Source organism: Cohnella hashimotonis (assembly GCF_030014955.1).
GTDB classification, from domain to species: domain Bacteria; phylum Bacillota; class Bacilli; order Paenibacillales; family Paenibacillaceae; genus Cohnella; species Cohnella hashimotonis.
In genome coordinates this window covers 4,781,220-4,805,324 of sequence record NZ_JAGRPV010000001.1, presented here as the reverse complement: position 1 = coordinate 4,805,324, position 24,105 = coordinate 4,781,220, and the positions used below count along the sequence as shown (strand labels likewise).

Annotated in this window: 19 protein-coding genes and 2 riboswitches; of the genes, 16 read left to right on the top strand and 3 right to left on the bottom strand. The window is 58.3% G+C overall.

Annotation, left to right across the window (positions count from 1 at the left end; translation table 11 throughout):
* The 9 genes from KB449_RS19380 (at nucleotide 1) to queF (ending at nucleotide 12,197) form a co-directional block, all read left to right on the top strand.
* Entirely contained in the window at nucleotides 1-966 is a 966-nt protein-coding gene (locus KB449_RS19380; RefSeq protein WP_434082513.1) for an ABC transporter permease, read from the top strand.
* Between the two features lie 12 nt (nucleotides 967-978).
* A complete protein-coding gene (locus KB449_RS19375) occupies nucleotides 979-1,860 on the top strand; it encodes a carbohydrate ABC transporter permease (RefSeq protein ID WP_282909938.1) in 882 nt (293 codons plus the stop codon).
* Between the two features lie 78 nt (nucleotides 1,861-1,938).
* Nucleotides 1,939-3,489: an extracellular solute-binding protein gene (locus tag KB449_RS19370; protein WP_282909937.1), complete on the top strand. Its 1,551-nt coding sequence runs from the start codon at nucleotides 1,939-1,941 to the stop codon at nucleotides 3,487-3,489.
* Between the two features lie 143 nt (nucleotides 3,490-3,632).
* Nucleotides 3,633-8,570, top strand: a complete 4,938-nt coding sequence (locus KB449_RS19365; protein ID WP_282909936.1) for a sugar-binding protein — start codon at nucleotides 3,633-3,635, stop codon at nucleotides 8,568-8,570.
* Nucleotides 8,571-8,696: 126 nt separating this feature from the next.
* A complete protein-coding gene (locus KB449_RS19360; protein ID WP_282909935.1) occupies nucleotides 8,697-9,311 on the top strand; it encodes a polysaccharide deacetylase family protein in 615 nt (204 codons plus the stop codon).
* Nucleotides 9,312-9,630: 319 nt separating this feature from the next.
* A riboswitch (PreQ1 riboswitch) is annotated at nucleotides 9,631-9,674 on the top strand.
* A gap of 131 nt (nucleotides 9,675-9,805) precedes the next feature.
* On the top strand, nucleotides 9,806-10,471 hold the full coding sequence (gene queC, locus KB449_RS19355; protein WP_282909934.1) for a 7-cyano-7-deazaguanine synthase QueC: 666 nt from the start codon (nucleotides 9,806-9,808) through the stop codon (nucleotides 10,469-10,471).
* Nucleotides 10,471-10,935: a 6-carboxytetrahydropterin synthase QueD gene (gene queD / locus KB449_RS19350; protein ID WP_282909933.1), complete on the top strand. Its 465-nt coding sequence runs from the start codon at nucleotides 10,471-10,473 to the stop codon at nucleotides 10,933-10,935. Before queC ends, queD begins: the two co-directional genes overlap by 1 nt.
* A gap of 46 nt (nucleotides 10,936-10,981) precedes the next feature.
* Entirely contained in the window at nucleotides 10,982-11,686 is a 705-nt protein-coding gene (gene queE / locus KB449_RS19345; RefSeq protein ID WP_282912862.1) for a 7-carboxy-7-deazaguanine synthase QueE, read from the top strand.
* A gap of 13 nt (nucleotides 11,687-11,699) precedes the next feature.
* Complete coding sequence (gene queF, locus KB449_RS19340) at nucleotides 11,700-12,197, top strand: preQ(1) synthase (protein WP_282909932.1); 498 nt, start codon at nucleotides 11,700-11,702, stop codon at nucleotides 12,195-12,197.
* A gap of 86 nt (nucleotides 12,198-12,283) precedes the next feature.
* Here queF and KB449_RS19335 read toward each other — a convergent pair whose 3' ends face one another.
* Both KB449_RS19335 and KB449_RS19330 read right to left on the bottom strand, forming a co-directional pair.
* Nucleotides 12,284-13,528 carry a mannitol-1-phosphate 5-dehydrogenase gene (locus tag KB449_RS19335; RefSeq protein WP_282909931.1) on the bottom strand — a complete coding sequence of 415 codons (1,245 nt, stop codon included), beginning with the start codon at nucleotides 13,526-13,528 and terminating at the stop codon, nucleotides 12,284-12,286.
* A gap of 61 nt (nucleotides 13,529-13,589) precedes the next feature.
* Entirely contained in the window at nucleotides 13,590-14,267 is a 678-nt protein-coding gene (locus KB449_RS19330; RefSeq protein ID WP_282909930.1) for an HAD family hydrolase, read from the bottom strand.
* Between the two features lie 146 nt (nucleotides 14,268-14,413).
* Nucleotides 14,414-14,565, bottom strand: a riboswitch (cyclic di-AMP (ydaO/yuaA leader).
* 192 nt (nucleotides 14,566-14,757) lie between these two features.
* On the opposite strand from KB449_RS19330, the gene KB449_RS19325 reads away from it, so the two are divergent.
* The 7 genes from KB449_RS19325 (at nucleotide 14,758) to phoU (ending at nucleotide 21,539) form a co-directional block, all read left to right on the top strand.
* A complete protein-coding gene (locus KB449_RS19325; RefSeq protein WP_282909929.1) occupies nucleotides 14,758-16,026 on the top strand; it encodes a methyl-accepting chemotaxis protein in 1,269 nt (422 codons plus the stop codon).
* A 122-nt stretch (nucleotides 16,027-16,148) separates the two neighbouring features.
* A complete protein-coding gene (locus tag KB449_RS19320) occupies nucleotides 16,149-17,078 on the top strand; it encodes a PstS family phosphate ABC transporter substrate-binding protein (protein WP_282909928.1) in 930 nt (309 codons plus the stop codon).
* Nucleotides 17,079-17,163: 85 nt separating this feature from the next.
* On the top strand, nucleotides 17,164-18,096 hold the full coding sequence (pstC, locus tag KB449_RS19315) for a phosphate ABC transporter permease subunit PstC (protein WP_282912861.1): 933 nt from the start codon (nucleotides 17,164-17,166) through the stop codon (nucleotides 18,094-18,096).
* Nucleotides 18,093-18,980: a phosphate ABC transporter permease PstA gene (gene pstA / locus KB449_RS19310; RefSeq protein ID WP_282909927.1), complete on the top strand. Its 888-nt coding sequence runs from the start codon at nucleotides 18,093-18,095 to the stop codon at nucleotides 18,978-18,980. The genes pstC and pstA overlap by 4 nt, the downstream gene beginning before the upstream one ends.
* 190 nt (nucleotides 18,981-19,170) lie before the next feature.
* The gene (gene pstB / locus KB449_RS19305) at nucleotides 19,171-20,013 is read left to right on the top strand and encodes a phosphate ABC transporter ATP-binding protein PstB (protein WP_434082560.1); all 843 of its coding nucleotides are present in this window, start codon (nucleotides 19,171-19,173) and stop codon (nucleotides 20,011-20,013) included.
* 94 nt (nucleotides 20,014-20,107) lie between these two features.
* A complete protein-coding gene (gene pstB / locus KB449_RS19300) occupies nucleotides 20,108-20,854 on the top strand; it encodes a phosphate ABC transporter ATP-binding protein PstB (protein ID WP_282912859.1) in 747 nt (248 codons plus the stop codon).
* Between the two features lie 25 nt (nucleotides 20,855-20,879).
* Nucleotides 20,880-21,539 carry a phosphate signaling complex protein PhoU gene (gene phoU, locus KB449_RS19295; RefSeq protein ID WP_282909926.1) on the top strand — a complete coding sequence of 220 codons (660 nt, stop codon included), beginning with the start codon at nucleotides 20,880-20,882 and terminating at the stop codon, nucleotides 21,537-21,539.
* A gap of 503 nt (nucleotides 21,540-22,042) precedes the next feature.
* On the opposite strand, the gene KB449_RS19290 is transcribed toward phoU, so the two are convergent.
* Nucleotides 22,043-24,004 (bottom strand): stalk domain-containing protein, encoded by a 1,962-nt coding sequence (locus tag KB449_RS19290; protein ID WP_282909925.1) that lies wholly within the window; start codon nucleotides 24,002-24,004, stop codon nucleotides 22,043-22,045.
* Nucleotides 24,005-24,105 lie beyond the last annotated feature (101 nt).

Below are 24,105 nucleotides of genomic sequence, written 5' to 3'. Positions count from 1 at the left end.
ATGAACGAAATGATTACCCCGTTGAAAAAGAAAGCAGAACGAACCGCCGTTTTGCGAAAGCGCGAAAGCAGACGGCGAACGGTATGGCGCAACATCGATACGTATTTGCTGCTGGTACCCGGGCTGCTGTTACTGCTCCTCTTCAAATATATCCCCATGTACGGCGTCGTAATCGCTTTTCAGGATTACAACATTTTCGACGGGATCTCGGCAAGCGAATGGGTGGGGCTTACGCAGTTCCGCAAACTCATGCATTCTTCGGAATTCATGCAAGTGTTCGCGAATACGCTGCTCATCAGCATCTACAAGATCGTGCTGTTGTTCCCGATCCCGATCCTCATCGCGCTGCTGCTGAACGAGATTCGCTTCACGGCGTTCAAGCGGACCGTCCAAACGATCATTTACATGCCCCACTTTTTGTCCTGGGTCATCATCTCCGGTCTATTCATGACCATCCTGTCTCCTTCCGACGGTCTCGTCAATTCCGTCATCCAATGGTTCGGCGGCGAACCGATCAAGTTTTTTATGGACAACAGCGTGTTTCGAAGCGTCGTCGTGTTCACGGCGGGCTGGAAGGAGATCGGATGGAACGCGATCATCTTCATCGCCGCGCTCGCCGGCATCGAGCAGGAGCAGTACGAAGCGGCCTCGATCGACGGCGCCAGCCGCCTGCGGCAGATGTGGCACATCTCGCTTCCCGGCCTATTGCCGACGATCATTCTGATGCTCATTCTGAGACTCGGCATCGTGCTGGATGCGGGCACGGAGCAGATCCTGACGATGTATAACCCTACCGTCTACGAATCCGGCGACGTCATCGGCACCTATGTCTATCGGACGGGCCTCGGAAAGATGGATTACAGCTTCAGCACCGCGGTCGGGCTCTTCAATTCGGTCGTCGGGTTCATACTCGTCGTCTCGGGCAACTGGTTCAGCAAGCGGGTGCTGAAGCGCGGAATCTGGTAAGGGAGAGCTGACATGCACATTCATAAAAGAACGTTTAGCGATTGGGCGCTGGACATTTTCGTCTACGGCTTCATGATCGTCTTGGGACTCGTTACGCTGCTGCCCATCGTTCATGTGTTTTCCAAATCCGTAAGCTCGGACTGGGCGCTCGTATCGGGCCGCGTAAACCTGCTGCCGGTCGGCTTCCAGATCGATACGCTGGTGAACGTCATTACCTCCCACGCATTCAGCCGGGCTTTTATCATCTCGGTCATCGTGACGTCGGTGGGGACCCTGCTCAGCATCCTGGTGACGGCGATCACGGCCTATCCGCTGTCCAAGCGGCATTTGCCCGGCATTTCCTTCATCATGGTGATGTTCGTCTTCACGATGCTGTTTAACGGCGGACTCATTCCCAATTATCTGCTGATCCGCGAGCTGCATCTGATCAACAGTTTATGGTCGCTTATTTTACCGGCGATGATCAGCGTGTTTAACATGCTGGTGATCAAGAGTTATTACGAGGGGCTTCCCGAAGCGCTTGAGGAATCGGCGCGGATCGACGGAGCGAGGTCCTATACGATTCTGTTCCGCATCATTTTGCCGCTCAGCATGCCCGTTCTCGCGACGATCGCCTTGTTCTATGCCGTCGGCTTCTGGAACGACTACTTCAGTCCGATGCTCTACATCAACGATCCGGCGCTCAAAACGCTTCAATTGCATCTGCGCGACGTCGTCATGGAGAACGATACGGCAAACGCGATCAATAAATCGGCGGATGACCTGATGAATATGTCGCCTGAAAGCATCCGGGCCGCCACCGTAGTCGCCTCTACCGTTCCCATTCTTCTCGTGTATCCGTTCCTCCAGAAATATTTTATCAAGGGCGTATTGATCGGCTCCGTCAAAGGTTGATGCTGCATTAACGCCGGCGGAAAACACCGCCGCTTAATGATAAATCGTAAACGATACATGGGAGGTTTTAAGAAAAAGATGATGAAAACGATGAAGAAATGGATTGCGCTCCCTGCGGCGGTCAGTCTCATGCTGCTTTCCGCTTGCGGATCGAATGGCGAGGGAACGGGAAACGCAGAGAAAAGCGCCTCGGCGCCGTCCACCCAGTCCCCGCCTGCCAGTGAAGCCGCCAAGCCTGAATTGAAAGCGCTTATGCGTCTCGGCCCCAACTTCGAAAAAGATCCGATCGCCGCCATGCTGGAAGAGAAAACCGGCTACAAAGTCAATTACGAAGCGCTTCCGGTGGATAAGCCGGAGGACAAACTCAATCTGCTGATCGCGTCCTCCGAGCCTTACGACATCGTCTCGACGGGCGGAGACAGCAGCTCCAAAGCGATCTATGCCGATTATGCCAAAAAAGGCGCGCTGGTCGATCTTACGCCGCTCATCGAGAAATACGGCAAAAACATCAAGGCGGCGTTGTCCGCAGAGACGCTGGAAATGGCCAAGGTCGACGGTAAAATCTACGCCATTCCCACGCGGTCCATCGAATCCGTCGGCACGAGCCTGATGATCCGCAAGGATTGGCTGGATAAGCTGGGTCTGCAGGTGCCGACGACGCTCGACGAGCTGACGGCCGTCCTTCAGGCGTTCAAGGAAAAGGATCCCGGCGGCAACGGAGCCAAAAACATCCCGATGGCCATCAAGGGCGACGTTCCGATGGTCGACAACATCGTCGGCGCCTTCGGCATGGTGAACGATTGGAACGACGTGGATGGCAAGCTGATTCCCCGCGCGATGAATCCTTCGTTCAAGGACTATCTGTCCTACATGTCCGATCTGTATAAGAAAGGCCTGCTCGATCAAGAGTTCGCGATCAACAAGGACGCGACGGTGAAGGAGAAGTTCACGAACGGCAAGGCCGGGGTGATCGTGCTGCACTGGGCCGACATCCCGCAGATCGACGATGCGCTTAAGAAAAACTTCCCGGATGCCGCGTATGTGTACATTCCCGCGCTGGCGGGCAAGGACGGCCAGACAGGTCTTGCTCAATCGTCCGGCTTCGACCGAATCACCTTTGTTCCGAAGTCCTCCAAGCATCCGGAAGACGCGATCAAATGGATCGACGCCAAGCTGGATCCGGATACGTTCAAAAACATGGCCATCGGCCTGGAGGGCACGCACCATACGTTCAAGGACGGAAATTATTACCCGATTCTGCCGATCTTCAACGACGAGCGCGGCTCGGCCAGCAACTACCTGACAGGCATCGACGAGAAAAACTATCCGATCTATTGGCAGGCCCGCGTTCGCAAGGACGAGCGGCTCTACAAGGGCTGGGAAGCGCTGAACAAGCAGCAGAAGCCGGAAGCGTTCAAGAAAAATCCGCTCGGATTGGCGCCTTATTTGCCGGATTACTCCAAGGAGGACGCGCAGCTGGGACAGATGGTCAACGATTATGCCGTCAAAGTGATCGTCGGCGCCGAGCAATTGGCTGGATTCGACGCCTTCACGGACAAATACAAAAAGGCCGGCGGCCAAACGAGCTACGACGAAATCAACGCCTGGTACGCGACGGTTCATAAATAACGCAATGCGGCAGTCTGCCGAAGTCTCTTGGACGACGCAGGCTGCCGCATCCGCTGATGCCCAGTTTAAAAAGTAGATTAAGCAAAGGGGGGACGAAAACTGTAAGTCGGGCATGTGGATATCCATTATGGGAGGGAATAGGGATGATCGGCTTGGAATTATCGAAAAGATGGAAATCGCGCGTTGTTTTGATGCTCCTTTTTCTGATCGGTATGCTCCTGTTCAATGTTAAATCCCTCAATGCCGCTCAACCGGAAGCTTACAATTGGCAAAACGTGCGCATCGGCGGAGGCGGCTTCGTAACCGGGATCGCCATTCATCCGACGGAGCCGGATCTCGTCTATATTCGCACCGACGTCGGCGGCGCCTTGCGCTGGGACCCGGCCAATCAGAAGTGGATCCCGCTTTTGAATGCGGTTCCACGCGAGAAATACAACTATTACGGCGTTGACAGCATTGCGCTTGATCCGTCGAACCCGGAAGTGGTGTACATCGCGGCGGGCAAGTACAACTATGTCGGCGCGCCGGCCGATATACTGAAGTCGACGGATCGGGGGGCCACCTGGACGCCGACCGGCTTCACTCCCAGGCATTATGGCAACGGGTCGGGCCGGGATTTGGGCGAGCGGCTTGCCGTGGATCCGAACGACGGTCAAATTATTTATATGGGAACCCGGTACGACGGGCTCTGGAAGAGCACGTCCGGCGCGAGCAGCGGCTCCTGGCAGCAGGTAACGAGCTTCCCGACCATGGGCGCCGATCCGACCGGACTCAACTTTGTCATGTTCGACAAGAGCACGGGGTCTCCGGGCAATCCATCGCAAACGATCTATGTCGGGGTCAAAGGCACCGGCATTTATCGAAGCACGGACGGGGGAGCGTCCTGGACGCTGATGGCCGGAAGCCCGTTGACGCCTCGTCGGGCTGTTCTTGCCGGCGGAGGCACCCTGTACGTAACTTACGAGTCGGGCGTCGCCAAGTATGCAGGCGGCGTATGGACCGATATTACGCCCCCGTCGACAGGGAGATACAACGGCATTACGGTAGACCCTACCAACTCGAACATCGTGATGACAGCCATTGAGGACGGCTCGAACACGCCGGCGCCGATCTACCGGTCGACGAACGGCGGCACGAACTGGACGCAGGTCACCTTCGTCAAGCATCAAAACGTTCCTTGGTGGACGAATAACTGGTTCGCGGCCAATACGTCTACCCTGACCATCGATCCCCATGACCCGAAGCGGGTGTGGCTGACCGACTTTTACGGCACCTGGCGTACGGACGATATAACGGCAACGCCGTCCCACTGGTATACGTATGAAGAAGGCCACGAGGAAGTGGTGACGTTCGCCCTGCGCAGCACGCCGATCGGCGCGCCGCTGCTGAGCGGACATGCGGATGTCGACGGCATGCGCCATACGTCGCTTGCGACGTATCCGAGCACCAAATTCGGCGGACCGTCGATGGGCGATACGACTTCCATCGATTTTCAAGAGAGCAATCCGAACTTTATCGCCCGGGTAGGATCCACGCGCTATGCCAGCTCGGGAGGCGGCGGCTACAGCACCAACAACGGGGCGACCTGGACGGCGTTCCCGAATCCGCCGGGCATCGCGGGCCGTATCGCCGTATCGGCCGGCAGCGAGACGATGGTCTGGGTACCTCAATTCGGCAGTCCCTTATATTCAACGGATCGGGGGCTATCGTGGACGCCTGGAACAGGCGCGCCATCCGGAACCGTACACGATTTCTGGGTCTGGTACCAACCGCTCGCGTCCGACCGGGTCAATAACAACACGTTCTATCTATTGGAACGAGGGACGTGGAAATTGTTCCGCAGCACGAACGGAGGGGCCTCCTGGTCGCTCGCTTCCACGATACCGGTATCGCTGAGCAAGACGCCAGCGTATTTCAGCATCAAGGCAGCACCGGGCAAGGCCGGCGAATTGTGGGCCAGCCTGGATGGGGGAGGTCTCTGGCGCTCCGGCAATGCCGGCGATACGTGGACGCAGCTGCCGAACGTGCAGCAGGCAACGCTGTTCGCATTCGGCAAAAACAAGCTCGGCTCTCCGGATCCTACCGTCTTTGTCTATGGCAAGGTGGACAATACCGTCGGTATATTCCGCTCCGACGACTTCGGCGCCACCTGGGCGAAGATCGACGTACTCGACCCCGCGATCGGCGACGAAGCCAATACGATGGAAGGCGACCGCCAAACCTGGGGACGCGTTTATATCGGAACGAACGGCAACGGGGTTTATTACGGCGACACCCTGATGAGCGAAGGGACCGATACGGAGCCGCCGACTACGCCTGCGAACCTGACGTCTCCGTCGCATACGTCGGCGACCGTCAACCTGTCCTGGACAGCTTCGACGGACAATACCGGCGTGGCGGGATACAACATTTACAACGGAGGCACATACGTCGGAGCCACCACGACGCCTTCGAGCACCGGCTACACCGTAAGCGGCTTAACGCCTAACACGACGTATTCATTTACGGTGCGCGCCAAAGACGGCGCGGGCAATCTCTCGGCCGCGAGCAATGCGCTGAGCGTGACGACGGCGTCTCCGCCGGCATCGCCGACGAATCTGACGAAGACATCGGCAACACTCACGAGTCTCAGCCTGAGCTGGAGTCCGCCGTCCAATCTGTCCGGCGTCGTCGGCTACAACCTTTACGTCGGTTCCAAGCAGGTGGCCGCTACCTCGGGGACGACCTATGCGCTCACCAATTTGCTGCCGGACCGCTCGTATTCGGTGACGGTTCGTTCATTCGACGCCGCAGGCAGCACGTCTGCCGCCAGCAATACGCTTGCTGCGACGACCGCGGCAGGCCCGGGCTCGCTCGCCTTCAGCGACGATTTTCAGGATGGGGTTGCGGACGGCTGGACCTCCGTGAACGGGATCTGGTCCGTCGTAACGTCGGGGGGATCCAAGGTTTACAGGCAATCCTCCTGGCCGACGGTCGATTCGTTCAGCACGGTCGACGCAAGCGCGTACACCAATTACAGCGTGGAAACGAATATTAAACTTACGCAGAACGACAGCGACCTGGCCGCCGGCATTACGGCTCGCTACCAGGATCCGGGCAACTTTTATTACTTCCGGGTTAAGGCGGGCAAGCTGCAGATCGGGAAATCGGTGAACGGGATAATCACGATTCTGACCGCGAAAAATTACATCATGACGACGAACGTCGTATACTCGTTCACGGCGGTATTGAACAATAGCACGCTCGATTTATACGTGAACGGATTCAAGGAATTGTCGGTTACGGATACGAGCCTTATTTCCGGTAAAATCGGTCTGTACGCCTTCAAAACAAGCGTTGAATTCGATGACGTGAAAGTCATTCACGACCGCGATTTTGCGCCGCCGACGGCTCCCGGTAATTTGCGCTTGGCGTCAAAGAGCGAGACGACGGCAGACCTGGCTTGGGACGCATCCACGGACAATATCGGCGTCACCCAGTATGAGGTGTATCAGGGTTCGACTTTGATCGGAACCGCCGCGTCCAACGCGTATTCCGCGACCGGCCTTACGGCGAATACCGCCTATACGTTCAGCGTGAAAGCGAAGGATGCGGCAGGCAACGTGTCCGCAGCGAGCGCCGCGCTAAATGTCACGACCGATCCGTATCTGTATCAGGCGAAGAAGACGATCGCCGCCATAACCGTGAACGGAACGCTTGACGAAGCAGGCTGGTCGGCGTCCGCGTTCAAGCAAATCAAGAAAGCGATCGTCGGCACGCCGAACAATACGGCCCAATTCAGTACATTGTGGGACAACAATTATTTGTATGTGGGCGTCAAAGTCATCGACGGCAATCTGTACAATACCTCTACGCTGCCCTATTACGACGACTCCGTCGAGGTTTATATCGACAGCAACAACAATAAGGGTACGACGTATGACAGCTATGACCAGCAGTACGTAAAGAGCTGGAACGACAGCGCGCTCTGGCTGCAGCGAACGATGCCAAACGGGGTGCTGCACGCATGGGCGCCGATTCCGGGCGGATACAGCGTGGAGCTTGCGATTCCATGGAGCTCGCTCGGCCTGACGCCGACCGCCGGCTTGACCGTCGGCTTCGACGTGGCGAACAATGACACGGACACCGGCGCCGCCCGCGAGAGCCAGCTGATGTGGGCAGGCACGAACGACAACTGGGCGAATACGTCCGCCTTCGGGAGCCTGCAGCTGTCCTCCGTCTCGATCGGAGATACGCAACCGCCGACAGCGCCTGCGAATTTGACTGCGCCTTCGCACACCGACCGGACGGCAACCTTGTCCTGGACGGCTTCGACGGACAATGTCGGCGTGACCGGCTACAATGTTTATAACGGCGCCAGTTTGGTTGCATCTGTCGCTTCGACGACCTATACGGTCACCGGGCTGACGCCGGGAACCAGCTATAGCTTCAGCGTGAAAGCGAAGGATGCGGAAGACAACGTATCGGCGGCGAGCAACACGGTCAACGTCACGATGGATGCGTCCTACACGCTGCTCTCCGTTGCCAAAACGAATGCAGCCATTCAGATCGACGGCTCGCTCGGTGAAACGGCATGGGCGATCACGAAAGAAGTGGGCAAAAACGTGAGCGGAACCTCTAACAACACAACGAAGTTCGGGGTATTGTGGGACGATAATTATTTGTACGTCGGGATCTCCGTCCTCGACGCCAATCTGTACAACAATTCGGCGGAGCCCTACTCCGACGATTCCGTCGAGATTTACATTGACGGAGACCATAACAAGGGTACGACCTATGACAGCTACGACCGGCAATTTATCAAAGGCTGGAACGACAGCGCCCTGTTCGAGGCGCGAAGCTTCACGAGCGGCGTGCAGCACGCTTGGACCACGATAACGGGCGGATACAGCGTGGAGCTGGCGATTCCGTGGACTTCGCTCGGCATCACGCCATCCGCGGGGATGATCATCGGCTTCGACGTAGCGAACAATGACGAGGATGACGGCAACGGCCGGCAGAGCCAAACGGTATGGGCCGGCGAGTCCACGAACTGGACGAATACGTCCGCCTTCGGGGAATTGAAACTGTCGGCGCCGTAAGTGCGAGAAGCTAAGGCTGTACCTGCTAGTTGCTTATGACGTCGGTTCCGGTATGGGCAGAGGGATGGAAGCCTGTCCATGCCGGACCGGCTGTCATAGGAATGATGGAGAGGAGGAGATGAAGGGATGGAGATCATAAACCGCGTTCCCACATTGCAAAAAGCGGTTGCTTTTACGTTCGACGACGGTCCGCATCCGATTCATACGCCGCAATTGCTGGATCTTTTCGATACCGTTTCCGGGCGCGCTACGTTTTTCATGATGGGTAAACAGATGGCGCTTTATCCCGAGACCGTTATGGAGGTTCATGCCAGGCGCCATGAGATCGGGAACCATTCGTATTCCCATCCTTATATGACGCAAATCGGTTTGGACGAATGCGAGCGGGAGCTGTTCGATACGGACAGATTGATCGCAAAAATAACAGGCGTCCGTCCTACCGTTATGCGTCCTCCTTACCTCGATTATAACCTGGACGTCCACGCGATTACGGACCGGCTGCATTATCGGGTCATCGGCGCGCTCAATGGAGAGGCTAAGGACTGGGGCACGCCAGGCGTCGATCATATTCTCGAAGCCACCCGCAAGCAGGTGGGATGCGGAAGTATCCTGCTCTTTCACGACGGATTCGGCGACCGGTCCCAGACTGTCGAAGCCGTTCGAATTTTGACCAAGGAATTGACGGAAGAAGGTTATCGGCTCGTAACGGTTAGCGAGCTCCTGCAACTATCCGAATCTTAAATGGGACTGTCGTATGCGAAACTACATAGTCGTTTTTATTTTGCCATACCATTATCCCATCGGTTCAGTTTGAAGGGATCGGCCGACCTGAACCGATGGGATAGTGGGACGACGCGCTCGATTGAAGTGCATCGCTGAGCGGATGGGATAGTGGGATGAAGTGAATAAAAGCATAGTCTCGTCTCTGGATCCCAGTATTTTACATGTAAAAACCGCCTCGAAGTTGCTGGCGGTAGTTTGGCCGAGTGTGGTATATTACCTACCGTACAACTAAAGAATAAATCCGGGCGAGGCCGTTCTAATCGGACGGCCGGCAGCGCCGGGAGAGGTTCGCGAACTCCCTCTATAAAAAACTATGAAAAAGCGGCGGCCCGCATGGGCGCTGTCGTTTTTGACGTTCGGCGCGAAGCGGCTATAGGCCCGCTTCGCGCCGTTTCTTTGGTTGCGGGAATTCAAAAGCCTCTCTCCTGATGCCCGACTAGGAGCGTGCAGCGATGAAACGGGAAAAAGCGGTCGTCGTATTCAGCGGCGGCCAGGACAGCACGACCTGTCTGTTCTGGGCGAAGGAGAACTTCGCCGAGGTGGAGACCGTCACCTTTAAGTACGGCCAGCGGCATACGCTGGAAACGGAGATCGCCGCCGCAATCGCGGCAGAGCTTGGCGTGCGCCATCATCTGCTGGATATGTCGCTGCTCGGGCAATTAACGCCGAACGCGCTGACCCGCAGCGACATCGAGATCAAGCAGGAGGAGGGGGCGCTGCCTACGACTTTCGTGGACGGGCGCAATTTGCTATTCCTTAGCTTTGCGGCTGTGCTGGCCAAGCAGGTCGGCGCCAAGCATATCGTGACCGGCGTATGCGAAACGGATTTTAGCGGCTACCCCGACTGCCGCGATGTGTTCATTAAATCGCTCAACGTGACGCTGAATCTGGCGATGGATTATCCGTTCGTGATCGATACCCCGCTGATGTGGCTGAACAAAGCACAGACCTGGGCGCTGTCCGACCGGCTAGGCGCGTTCGAATTCGTCAGAGACCGCACGTTGACTTGTTACAACGGCATTCCCGCCGCAGGCTGCGGCGAGTGCCCGGCTTGCAAGCTCCGCGCGAACGGACTCGCCGCCTATCTCGGCGAAGCCGCCAAGGAGGGCATACGCTGATGCTGCAGCAAATTTATCCGGTCGCCCCGCATCCTTACCGCTACGAGCTCAATAAGGATTTACAACTTGCCGCAGCCCATTTCGTGCCTGCGGAGGCAGCCGGCAAATGCAGTCAAGTGCACGGTCACACGTATTTCGTCAACGTCACCGTCGCCGGAGACATGCTGGACGAAACGGGGTTTCTCGTCAACTTTTCGGACATCAAGACGCTTATTCATGCGCGTTTCGATCATACGCTGCTGAATGACGATACGGACAGCTTCAGCGCGCAGGACCCGAACCGCTTTCCGACGACCGAGGTCGTGGCGAAAACGATCTGCGAGCTCGTGCAGCGCTATCTGGACGAGCGGCCGAATCATGCCGTTTGCCTGCAGGTGTTTCTGCGGGAGACGCCGACCAGCTACTGTGTCTATCGGCCATGGCCGAAAGTTTACAAGCGACCGGCGGGTGACCCTCGTGCTTAATCAAGCCCCAAGTTCGGCGGAGCGCCGCGCGGCTCGCATCCCCGTGATGGAAATATTCGGTCCGACGGTCCAGGGCGAAGGCATGGTCATCGGCAGGAAGACGAGGTTCGTCCGAACGGCGGGCTGCGATTACCGGTGCAGCTGGTGCGATTCGGCTTTTACATGGGACGGTACCGGCAAAGACGACATTCGGTTGTTGAGCCCGGACGATATCGTGCAGGAATTGACCGCGCTCGACGGATCGGTGCCGGATCACGTGACGCTGTCGGGAGGCAATCCCGCGCTGCTGCCGCAGCTTGGTGCGCTGATCGGCGCACTCCGCGCAGCGGGAGCGGTCGTCGCCCTGGAGACGCAGGGCAGCAAATGGCAGGACTGGTTCCTGGAGATCGACGAGTTGACGATATCGCCCAAGCCGCCGAGCTCCGGCATGACGACCGATTGGGTTGCGCTCGAGCGGATCGTCGCGAGACTCTCGCAGGGCGGCCGCCATTTTAGCCTGAAGGTCGTGATCTTTGACGAAGCCGACCTGATGTATGCGGCTGACGTTCGCCGGCGGTTTGCGGGCATCCCGTTTTATTTGCAGGCAGGCAACGATCGGCTGGACGAGCATGACCGGAAGCTGCTGCTTCCGCATTTGCTGGAGCGCTACCAATGGCTGGTCGATCGGGCCGTCGCCGACCCCGGCCTGCGCGACGTGTACGTTCTGCCCCAGCTGCACACCTGGATTTGGGGAAACAAAAAAGGCGTTTAAGGAGGCCGCGAGGATGGCGGGAAAAAGCAAAGAAGAGCTGGCGGGCGTATCGCTCCTTGGCAACCAGGGGACAGCATACCCGAGCACGTACGCGCCTGAGGTTTTGGAATCGTTCGACAACAAGCATCCGGGCCGGGACTACTTCGTCAAGTTCAATTGTCCCGAATTTACCAGCCTGTGCCCGATGACGGGGCAGCCGGATTTTGCGACGATCTATATCTCTTATATTCCGGACGCGAAGATGGTGGAGAGCAAGTCGCTCAAGCTGTATTTGTTCAGCTTCCGCAACCACGGCGATTTTCACGAAGACTGCATGAACATCATCATGAACGATCTCATTGAACTGATGGCGCCGCGGTATATCGAAGTATGGGGCAAATTTACGCCAAGAGGCGGCATCTCCATCGATCCTTATTGCAACTGGGGTAAGCCCGGCACCAAATACGAGGCGATGGCCGAGCATCGGCTGCTGAATCACGATCTGTATCCCGAGAAGGTGGACAACCGATAGGTTGGACCGAGAGCCGCGGAAACATACGCAAGGAGCTGCCTGACTGTCCGCATCGCGCGGACAGTCAGGCAGCTCCTTTTAACGTTCTAGCTGCGCGCGCTGTGCGCGCGAAGTTCGTCGACGGCGGCGACAAGCTCGGCATGAAGCGCGTGCCGGGCGGGAATGCCCATATGCTGCGCGATGAAGGCGGACAATCCGTTTGCGCGCAGCGCGTCCTGCAGCTGTAAGGACTCCGGGTCATCGGCATTTCGGTACAGCAGCGCGGCGGCCGCCGCGGCCGTCAAACGTGGCACGGCCATCCCGAGCTCGTGCGCTTCCAGCAGCGGACGGACGATACGCTCGCCGCGCGACAGCTTGCGCAGCGGCGAACGCGCGACCCGCGCGACGTCGTCTACAATAGCGGGATTGGCGAAGCGCTCCAGCGTTTTGTCGATATAGAGGCGCTGCTCGTCGGGGTCCAGCCCGTACTTGCGGACAAGCAGCGCGCCGGTCTCCTCCAGCGTCTGCAGGATTTGTCTATGAAGCGGCGCGCTCTTCAGCACCTCCTGAAGCGTACGGCAGCCTGTCAGATGTCCGAGATAAGCGGCGACGCAGTGTCCCGTGTTGACCGTGTACAGCTTGCGCGCCATATACGGTTCGAGGCTGTCGGCAAAAACGGCGCCGCGAATGCTGCGGAAGTCCGGCCGCAGCGGCTTGCGGTCGATGATCCACTCATAGAAGGGCTCGACTCGGATGGCAAGCGGGTCGTCGCCCGGCTGCGCGGGAACGATGCGGTCGATCATGGAATCGGGGAAGGTGACGCTGCGGTTGGCACGGGCGCGTCCTTCGGCGGACAGATTTTCGTAAATGTACTTTTTCAGCTGAGAGCTGCCTCTGACGGCATTTTCGCATGCAATAATATACAGCGGGTGGCTGTGGGTCGCCAGTCTGCGCTCCAGCCCGGCCGCGATCGTCTTGGCGATCGCCGGCAGCGAAGCCGCGCCAACGGCCGTCGTCAGAAGGTCCGCGTTCAGAATACGGCGCTTGACCTCGTCGCCGTTCGCGATGTGGACGGCGGTGACGTTGCGAACGATCTCTGTCTCCCCGGATTCGTCCGCGTATGTCACGGTATACTGCTGCCGTTGCTTAAACCGGGCGATCTGGGTCTCGTTGCGGGCGACGAAGCAAACCTCGTAGCCCGACTTCGACAGCTGCAGGCCGATGAATCCCCGTCCGATGTTGCCGGCACCGAAGTGCAAGGCCATCGGCTTTTGATTGCGCGGCCTTGGGTAAGCCTTCGCGGCTGCCCGTTCGGCATGCCGGGCTGCGACAATTTCATAACGAACACTCAAATGACTTCGCCCCTTTATCCATTTTTAATAAATAGTAAGAATATTGCGAAAATAAAACGAATCAGACAGCGGCCGCCTCGTTGACGATTCGATGGAAATCCAGCTCCAGCAGCGATTCGACCCGGCGCAGGCAGTCCCCGAATTCAAGACGCTCGGTCAGCGGATTAGGCGTCACGATGCAGCGGATGCCCGCGGCCTCGGCGGCTTGGGCGCCGTTAGGGGAATCCTCGATCGCGATCGCCTCGAGAGCGGACACGCCAAGCGCACGCAGCGCTTGCCTATAAAGTTCGGGATTCGGCTTCACCTCGCTGACGTCGTCCGCGGTGCGGATGCAGTCGAAGTAATCGAGGATTTCCAGCTTTTTCAGATGGGTCTCGACCCATTCCCTGCGGGAGCTGGAGGCGAGTCCGATCTGAAGCCCTGCTTCCTTCGCGCTATCGAGAAAATGAAGTACGCCGGGGCGCATCTCTTCGCGTTCCATCAGCTTGCCGTGCAGCTCGTGCACCGACTCGCGGAACAGATCCGGGTCGATCGGCAGCTTGAGATCGGTGATCAGGTATTCGTAGGGATTGAATTTGTGAAGGCTTGTGCCGATGCAGCCCGCGTACATGTCGAGGGACAAATCCACCTCGTACTCCCGGTATGCGGACTTAAAGGCTTCGTACCATGCGGTCTCGGTGTCGAGGATCGTACCGTCAAAATCGAAAATAACAGCCTTGGTGCGCGATGCGATAGTCATAGGTTATAAATCCCTCCATGAAGTTGTTCTGCCTATCCGAACAACGGCGAGAGGGGGGGACGCCGGCGATGGGCCGCTGGCAGCAAATAAAAAGACCCTTCAAACCTGAAGGGCCGCGGATTCTAAATGAAATTTAGAAAATCAAATGGACCCATCTTCAAACGCTGACGAGGTTAGCTGACGGACTCGGGTAAGATGGTACCCTACTGACCGGATCTTCTGCGATCCAGCCTCGATTCGCCCCAAAAGGTGGTTCCCCCGCTCTCCGGCCGTGCCGGAAACTAAGCTTACGTACATGTTAAAGGTCCATCCAAAGGCTGTCAAGGCAGGGAAAACCATGTATGCGGTGTCATTCAAAATGAATTCGCTGTCATCGCGAAGTTCGTTAAAAAAGGGATAATTTACATTTCTCGATCCTTCCTCTAACGCCGGGTTGACAAGCTGCTGATAAACTGAGCGGGTCAAGATCAGCGGATAAGGGGCTGGGAGCATGAGTTTGCTTCTATTAGAAAAGACGAAATCCCGGGCTGCCGAAGAGGCGCCTCGCTCGAAACCGGAGGCACCAAGCACAAAGCTCCGGGAGACTGCGGCTGTACAGGAATCCGAAGCGCCGCAAAAAGCCGAAGCGGTACAAAAATTCGAACCGGCCGAGTTCGCCAAGCACTATCCGTCCGTTGCGCTTGCGGAGTGGATCCGCACCTGTCCGCAGGTGTCGCCGGAGCAGACCTGCGGCGAGATGGCCGAGCTGTTCCGCAGGCGCCAAGAGCTCGAGTGCGTCGCCGTCGTAAAAAAGACGGGCGAACCTGCGGGCATCGTCATGCGGCATCGCTTCTTTAAATTGATCGGTTCGTTGTACGGCATGCCGCTGTTCGCGGACAAGCCCGTAACCAAGCTGATGGACAGCCAGGCCATGACCGCCGAGACCGATCTGTCGCCGCAGGAGTTGATTGACCGCGCGATGTCGCGCGACGAGGAGCGCATCTACGATGCCGTCATGATGACGAGCGGCGGCGCCTTTACGGGCGTCCTTACGGTCAGCGACATGCTGCAGCTCTCGAGGCTGCTCCGCCGCGAGCTTGCCGGACGCCAGATGTCCACCGTTCGCGGCGCCGAACGGATGCTTCGCGACATTCGGGGCGCGGTCGATCGCCTCGCCGGCGAGGCGTCGGTATCACGCACCGGGAGTCTTGAGGTCGCAGAGCTGGCCGAGCATGGCCAGCAAGATCTGACCGAGATGCTGGGGCTGTTCCGCCTGTGGACGGAGACGGCGGAACGACAGGCCAAATCGGTGGACGAGCTGCTTGCCAGCGTGTCGGACACGGTCGGCATCGCCAAGCTCATCGCGCAGCTGGCCGACCAGTGCAACCTGCTCGCGATCAACGCGCAGATCGAAGCGGCAAGAGCCGGTTCGCACGGCCTCGGATTTTCCGTCGTCGCGCAGGAAGTACGCCAGCTTGCCGACCAGACCAAGTCCCAGGCCAGTCAGATTCGCGAACAGCTGAACGGGATGGCAGCTTCGGCCGCCGCCGCCGCCGCGCATGTGCGTGAAGGCAAGGAAGGCGCCGATCGCGGACTGCTGCAGGTACAAAAGGCGGAGAATACGTTTAACCGGCTGTGGACGCGCAGCTCCGAAAATGCGAAGGGCACGGAACATCTCGCGGTTGCTTCGCGCGAAGCGTCGGTCATGTCGGAGCAGATCGCGGCGCAAGTCGCCAAGCTCGCGGTTCAAATGAACGAATCTCCCGAAGAAAAATATTAACGTTCGACATTTTTAACATTGCGTTAACAATGCACGAATACAAGATTGACGAATGGTCGCTAGAATCAGAGATGTGCTTGAGAACAAACCATATAAACACAATTTGAAAGGGGCTCTATTCCTTGAAAAAATCTCTGCTCGTACTGACGACGCTCGCGCTTGGCATCTCGCTTGCCGCCTGCGGCAAAAACGACAATTCCAATAACGCAAGCAACAACGGCGCTTCCTCCAGCGCACCTGCCAGCGCAGCCATCAGCGGCGCGTTCAGCGCAGCGGGCTCGACCGCGCTCCAGCCGCTGGTCGATCAAGCTTCGAAGAAATTCATGGACCTGAACAAGGATGTCACGATCACCGTCAACGGCGGCGGCAGCGGCGCCGGCCTGTCCCAAGTCGCGGAAGGCACCGTGCAAATCGGCAACTCCGACGTATTCGCCGAAGAGAAGCTGAAGGACGCCGACGCAGACAAGGCCAAGGAACTCGTCGATCACCAAGTCGCAGTCGTATCGATCGCCGCTGTCTCCAACAAGGACGTAGGCGTGGACAACCTGACGAAGGCGCAGCTGGTCGACATCTTCACCGGCAAAGTAACGAACTGGAAGGACGTCGGCGGCAAGGATCAAAAGATCGTCCTCGTCAACCGTCCTGCAAGCTCGGGTACCCGCGCTACGTTCGAAAACTTCGCGCTCGGCGCGAAGTCGGAAGACCTGCCTGATTCGATCACGGAAGACGCATCCGGCACGGTTCGCAAGCTCGTCTCCGAAACGCCTGGCGCAATCGGCTACCTGGCACTGTCCTACCTCGACGATACGATTCAAGCGCTCAAGTACGAAGGCGTAGAAGCAACGGCCGAAAACGTAGCGTCCGGCACGTATCCGGTATGGGCATACGAGCACATGTACACGAAGGGCGAGCCTGACGGTGCACTGAAGGCATTCCTCGACTACATGCTGAGCGACGAAATCCAAGGCACCGACGTGAAGGACCTGGGTTACATCCCGGTTAGCGACATGAAGGTTACGCGCGACGTGGAAGGCAACGTAACCAACAAATAATTAAAGATTGCACAAGAATAGCCGGCAGAGGCGGACCTGAAAACGGGCGCCTCTCTTGCCACGTTAAGGAGAGGCTCGCATGAACATGACCCAAACCCGCCAAGCGGCGGACGCCATCGCGAACGACGGACGCGGCAAATTTCCGAAGCACAAGCTTGAGGAGCTCCGCGGCAGAGGTTACGTAATGTTTTGCGTGCTGCTGCTGATCGTCATCATTTTTTCGATCGTCTACTTCATCGCTTCGAGAGGCTTGACGCCGTTCGCGAGCCAGGGCGTAAGCGTCGGCGAGATGATCGGCGGCCTGAAATGGTCGCCGGAAGCGGACACGCCGCGCTTCGGCGCGCTGCCGTTTCTGTTCGGCTCATTCGCAACTTCGCTGCTCGCCGCCATTATTGCCGCGCCGCTCGGCATTTGCGCCGCGATCTTCATGACCGAAATGATGCCCAAAGTCGGCAAAAATATTTTGCAGCCCGCGATCGAGCTGCTTGCCGGCGTTCCGTCGGTCGTTTACGGCTTCGTCGGCTTGAGCGTCATCGTGCCGTTTCTGCGGGATGTCTTTCCCGGCCAAGGTGTCGGCATTCTGGCCGGCGGAATCGTATTATCCGTCATGATTCTGCCTACGATTACGACCGTCGCGACGGACGCGCTGCGCAGCTTGCCTGCCGGACTTAAGGAAGGCTCTTATGCGCTTGGCGCCACCCGCTGGCAGACGATCTCGCGGCTTGTCATTCCGACGACGCTGCCGTCGCTCATGACCGGCATCGTACTGGGCATCGCTCGCGCATTCGGCGAAGCGCTCGCCGTGCAGATGGTTATCGGCAATGCGCCGCACATTCCGCATTCGCTGACGCAATCCGCCGCGACGCTGACCAGCATCATCACGCTGTCGATGGGCAACACGACGAGCGGCTCGCTGCACAACAACGCATTGTGGAGCCTCGCCCTCATTTTGCTGATCATGACCTTCTTGTTCGTATTCGTCGTCCGACTGCTGGAGAGGAGAGTGAAGCACGCATGAAGGCCAAGTCCGTAGACCGCATCATGACCGGCGTCATCGTCGGCATCGGCTTTTTGATCATTGCGCTGCTCGCCGCGCTGCTCGGCTATCTCCTCATTCGCGGCGTCGGCCATATCAGCTGGCACTTCCTCACCTCCGCGCCCGAATCGATCCGCGCGGGCGGCGGCATCGGTCCGCAGCTGTTCAACTCGCTGTTCCTGCTTGTGCTCACGATGATCATTACCGTGCCGCTCGGCCTCGGCGCCGGCATCTACATGAGCGAATACGCCAAACAAAACCGGCTGACCGCGTTCATCCGCCTGATCGTCGAGGTACTGTCTTCCTTCCCGTCAATCGTCGTCGGTTTGTTCGGACTTCTGGTTATCGTCAACCGCTTCGGCCTCGGGCTGTCGCTGATGTCCGGCGCGCTCGCGCTGACGGTGTTCAACCTGCCGCTCATGGTGCGCATTACCGAGCAGGCGCTGCGCGCCGTGCCGCGCGAGCAGAAGGAAGCAGGCCTCGCGCTCGGACTGTCCCGCTGGCGCACGATTACGACGGTCATGCTGCCGATCTCCCTGCCCGCTATCGTTACGGGCACGATTCTCGCCGCAGGCCGCGTATTCGGCGAAGCCGCCGCGCTGCTGTTCACGGCAGGCATGAGCTCGCCGCGCCTCGACTTCACGGACTGGAATCCGCTGCACCACACGTCGCCGCTCAACCCGTTCCGTCCGGCAGAGACGCTCGCCGTGCACATCTGGAAGGTGAACAGCGAAGGCCTCGCGCCGGACGCCGCGCAGATCGCTGCAGGCGCATCTGCCGTCCTCGTCATCACCGTGCTGCTCTTCAATCTGGGCGCCCGCTGGTTTGGACGCGCGCTGTACCGCAAGCTGACGGCGGGACGCTAAGCTTCGTTTCGTCCGACCGCCCGGAACCTTAAAGGAGGAATTCATCGTGAGTACGATCGCGACCGATAAGACAGAAGCCGAACGCGCATCCAGTCCGGCCGCCGGCGCGCCGATCCCGCATCGCGCAAGTGCGGGAACGGCTTTGCCGCCTGCCCCTTCCGCGCCGCCTGCGCAAGCCGAGTCTTCGGCGATTCCCGCGCCGGCCGCGCCTGTCGAGAAACCGAAGACAGCGCCGTCCGAGCCCGAAGCGAGCGGGACCGCCCGGACGCAAGCCGCGCCGCCGCCCGCTTTTTATACGAAAGACCTGTCGGTCTTCTATGGCGAAAAGCAGGCGATCAAGCAAGTCAGCATGGCATTCCCCGACCGCCAGGTCGTCGCGCTGATCGGCCCGTCGGGCTGCGGCAAGTCGACGTTCCTGCGTTCACTCAACCGGATGAACGACCTGATCCCCGGCGCTTCGATCAAGGGCGAGATCTGGATCGGCGGCCAAAACATTTGCGATCCGCATACGGATGTCGTGCGTCTGCGCCAGAAGATCGGGATGGTGTGGCAGCGCCCGAATCCGTTTCACAAATCGATCTATGAAAATGTCGCCTTCGGCCCTCGCTATCACGGCGTGAAGAACAAGGCGGCGCTCGATCAGCTCGTCGAGGAATGCCTGCGCAAAACGGCGCTGTGGGACGAGGTCAAGGACCGGCTGCATCAATCGGGCCTCGCCTTGTCGGGCGGCCAGCAGCAGCGTCTGTGCATCGCGCGCTCGATTGCGGTCAAGCCGGACATCCTTCTCATGGACGAACCGGCTTCGGCCCTCGATCCCGTGTCGACCGCCAAGGTCGAGGAGCTGATCGCCGAGCTGAAGCAGGACTACACGATCGTCATCGTCACGCACAACATGCATCAGGCTGCGCGGGTGTCCGACAAGACGGCATTCTTCTTCCTCGGCGATCTGGTCGAGTACGACGAGACGAACAAGATCTTTACCAATCCGACGCGTAAGTCGACGGACGACTACATCTCCGGGCGCTTCGGCTGATCGCAGGCCAAGCGACGCAAGCGACCGCGGGCGATCGACAAGAGGCGGTGCCGGACCGCGGGGCCCGGCCCAATGAGGAGGAGGCGCGCAAGTGATCATCGAGACCAAGCAGCTGCAATTGTACTACGGAAAGTTCCATGCGCTTAAAAGCGTAGACCTGACCATTCCGGAGAAAAGCATCACTGCGTTCATCGGGCCTTCGGGCTGCGGCAAGTCGACGCTGCTGCGGACGCTCAATCGGATGAACGACACGATTCCGGGCGTGCGCATCGAAGGAGAAGTGGTCATCCAGGACCGCAATATTTACGATGGACAGACGGAGGTCGAGTTTCTCCGGAAGCGGGTCGGCATGGTGTTCCAGCAGCCGAATCCTTTTCCCAAGTCGATCTACGACAACGTTGCCTACGGCCCGCGCCTGCACGGCGTCACCAAGAAGTACGAGCTGGATGCGATCGTGGAGAAGAGCTTGCGCTCGGCATCGCTATGGCCGGAAGTCAAGGACGTGCTGAAAAAGTCTGCCTGGGGACTGTCGGGCGGTCAGCAGCAGCGTCTGTGCATCGCCCGGGCGCTGGCGATCGAGCCCGACATCCTGCTCATGGACGAATCGACATCGGCGCTCGATCCGATCTCGACGACGAAGATCGAGGAGCTCACGCGGGAGCTGAAAAAGAGTTATACGATCGTCATGGTCACGCATAACATGCACCAAGCAGCCAGAATCTCGGACCGGACGGTGTTTTTCCTGAACGGAGAGGTAGTGGAGTCCGCGGAGACGGAGCAGTTGTTTCGGGCGCCGCGCGATCAAAGGACGGAGGACTATATCTCCGGAAGATTCGGCTAAACGACGTGGAAGGGGCAAACGGCCAATGACGGCGAGAAGGGAATTTGATATCGGTCTCGTGCAATTGCAGAACATGCTTGTAGAAATGGGCGACAGAGTGGAGAAGGCGCTTGGCGACGCCATGCAGGCGCTGGAGGGCTTGAACGGGACGCTGGCGCAGCGCATCGTCAAAGCCGATCCGGAGCTGAACAGGCTCGAGGAGCGCATCGCCGACCTGGGGTCCAAGCTGATCGCTACGCAGCAGCCTGTGGCGAAGGATCTGCGCCGCATCCTCGTGGCGCTCAAGATCTCCTCGGATCTGGAGCGGATGGGCGATCTGTCCGTCGACATCGCCAAAGTCGCAATCCGGCTGGAGGGCCAATCGCTGATTAAGCCGCTCGTGGACTTGCCGCGCATGGCATCGCTGGCGCAAGGAATGATCGGGGAGTCGATCCGGTCCTACATCGACGAGAACGTGGATCTGGCTTACAAAATGGCCAAGGACGACGACATGATCGACGCTTTGTACTCACAAATTTTGCGCGAGCTGTTCGAAATGGCCGGCGAGAATCAGAAGAACGTCGGACAAGCGATGAACCTTTGCTTTGTCGGACGCTACATCGAGCGGATCGCGGATCATGCGACGAACATCGGCGAGAACGTCGTCTTCCTCGTCGTCGGTACGCGGCCTGACTTGAATCAGTAAGCTAAGCGGTCAGGCGCGGCTGTATAGCCTGAGTCGACAAAGGGTTGCCCAGCAGTCATTAGATGGCTGTCGGGCAGCTCTTTTTGCTATATCGGTTTTGGTTGGGCGAACCGGTGGAAGCAAGCGGCTCAAGGCGTGCCGGCGCTTTTTCGATGTTATGCGGGGTTAAAATGATATGCGTGGCTCAAGTGTTATGCGTGGCTCAAAAGCCTGCATTTGTGCATGCATTTTCTGCCGACCCGCGGCATTGGATAAAATACCTGCAAATAAGCAGGTAAATTCAAAGCACAAGCCGGAAATGCGCAGGATGGAAGAAAATAACTGAAAATTGGCATCTTTTCTGATTAAAAGGGCCGACATTGGCGGAATAGATGTATATGCAGGCATTACGTCAAAACAACAACGTGGGCGATGATCGCCCAAACCAGAGGACGGTGGGCGTATAATAGGCATAAAAAAAGGGTCGTTCCCATCCGCGAGGCGGAGGAACGACCCTTTTCCCATTATTTCAGCGGAATAAACATGAGCGTGATCGGCAGATTGGAGCCGAGCGCCGTCAGGTAGGAAATCTCGACCGTCTCGTTGTACTGTCCGGTACGGTAGACCGGCGTTGCGACGTTCGGGTTTTCCAGGATACTCGTGTTGGTGACGGGGACCTTCACGCCGTTGACGAGGAAGGCGCCGGTGTAGATGCCGCCCCGCGCGTTAAGCGAGATGAGCGTGTTCGCTTTGACCTGCACCGTCATGTGGTAGACGACGCCGAAGTTGCCCCAGTTGTTCTCGGGCTGGCCGTTCAGCTGGTCGATGCCGTCGAGCGCCGGATCGATGCTGTGGTCGCCGAACACGATGCGCTTCGCCGTGTCGCCAAGCGTCTCTTGGATGACGACCTCGCGGTCCGCGCCCTGGAACGTGCCGCGGATGTGCTTGCCGTCACGCTTCATGACGCCGAGCGTCGGCAGCGTGGACAGCGGATCGGCGCCGCTCTTCACGGCGAACAGCGTGTACTTGACGTTGGTTGACGAACTTAGGTCCGCATAAGCGGAGAAAGTTTGGCCTTTGGACAATGCCTTCTGATTCAGCTCGGGCACGATCAGCTTGGTCGCGCCCGGCGCCAGCCACGTCGTAGAGGTCGTCTGCGAGTCGCGGGCATCCAGGTAGCGGATCGCCGCCATCTTGCCCGTATAAGCGCCGAACGTCTCCGGCCCCGCGCTGCCCCAGGCACCGAGATCGATCGATGCGGATTCGGTCGCGCTCTCGTTGGTTGCGGCAAGATAGATCTTGAGCGGCTCGGAACCCAGGTTCTGATGGTACAGGAACAGACGAAGGTCCCCGGCCAGGGTGTCGCGGTACAGGACGCCGGGACCGGTCAGATCCTCGGGGCTGTCTGAAGCGATGAGCGCGCGGTTCGTGTTATAGAACGTATAAGGCACCGTCGGAATCTTGAGAATGTCCGCGCCGACGACCGGATATTTGTCTCCGACAAGCGTGAAGCGTTCGTTGAATTCGGCTTCGGTGTACATAACGTCCGTCGAAATCGTAATCGTCTTGGAGAAGTCCGAAATGCTGCCGTGCTTGTCGGTGACGCGGAGCGAGATCGTCTGTGGACCGGATACGAAAAAGCCGCGCTTGTTGTTCGACCATTCGGTTGATACGATCGCGTTCTCTTCATCGTACGACTGGTCCGTATAAGTGATCGGTTCGCCGATCATATACGTGTCCTTGTCCGTCGTAAATTGAGCGACAGGCGGCTGGTTCGGAGGCAGTACGGTAATCGAGACGGCGTACGGATCGAGCCAATTGCCGGCCATGTCCTGCACACTGCGGGTGATCACGTATGTACCGGGCTCAGGGAACACGCTCAAGTTGCCGTCCCAGCTCTCGGACCAGATCTTGTTCGCGTTTTTGGAAAGGCTTGTGTAAGTGACCTGCGTCTGGCCCGCGTAGATCACGTCCTGATCCACCTTGAAGTCCGCGGTCGGCGCAACGCTCCAGGTCAGGGATACGGTGCCGGGCGCGGCCGACAGCTTGGAGCCGGTCGCCTTGACCCAATCGCGAAGCGGTACCATCAGGCTGCCATTGTAGATATAAGTTTTGCCGGAGGAAGCGACCTTCGCTCCGTTCTGCCAAAAAGAAGTGCTCCCGGTCTTGAATTCGACCGCATTGCCGTCGGTGGAAATCGTATAGGACTTGGAGGCGGCATTGTAAGCAATTTTATAGCCGAATCGGGCGGCAAGCATGGAGATCGGCGCATAGGTGACGCCTTTGACGATAAGTGCAGGCTGCGGAGAAGCGTAAGTCGTGCCGTTGACCGATACTTGCGCTTTGTTCAGGGTCAAGGTAAGAACGTTGTCGCTGGGGCCGGCGGCTGTGGCTACATGCGTGGCCGTCGGCGCAAGCAGCGTGACGAGCAGCGCGGCGGCGGTGATCCATTTGATCAAGCGTTGTCTTTCGAGCTTCCAATTCATAGTGCTAAAGTCTCCTTTTACTTCTGAAATCCGACGATTACGGTTGCATGGGACTCTATTCTAGACGATTGCCGCACTCAAAAGTTGCGTTGAATTCGTGA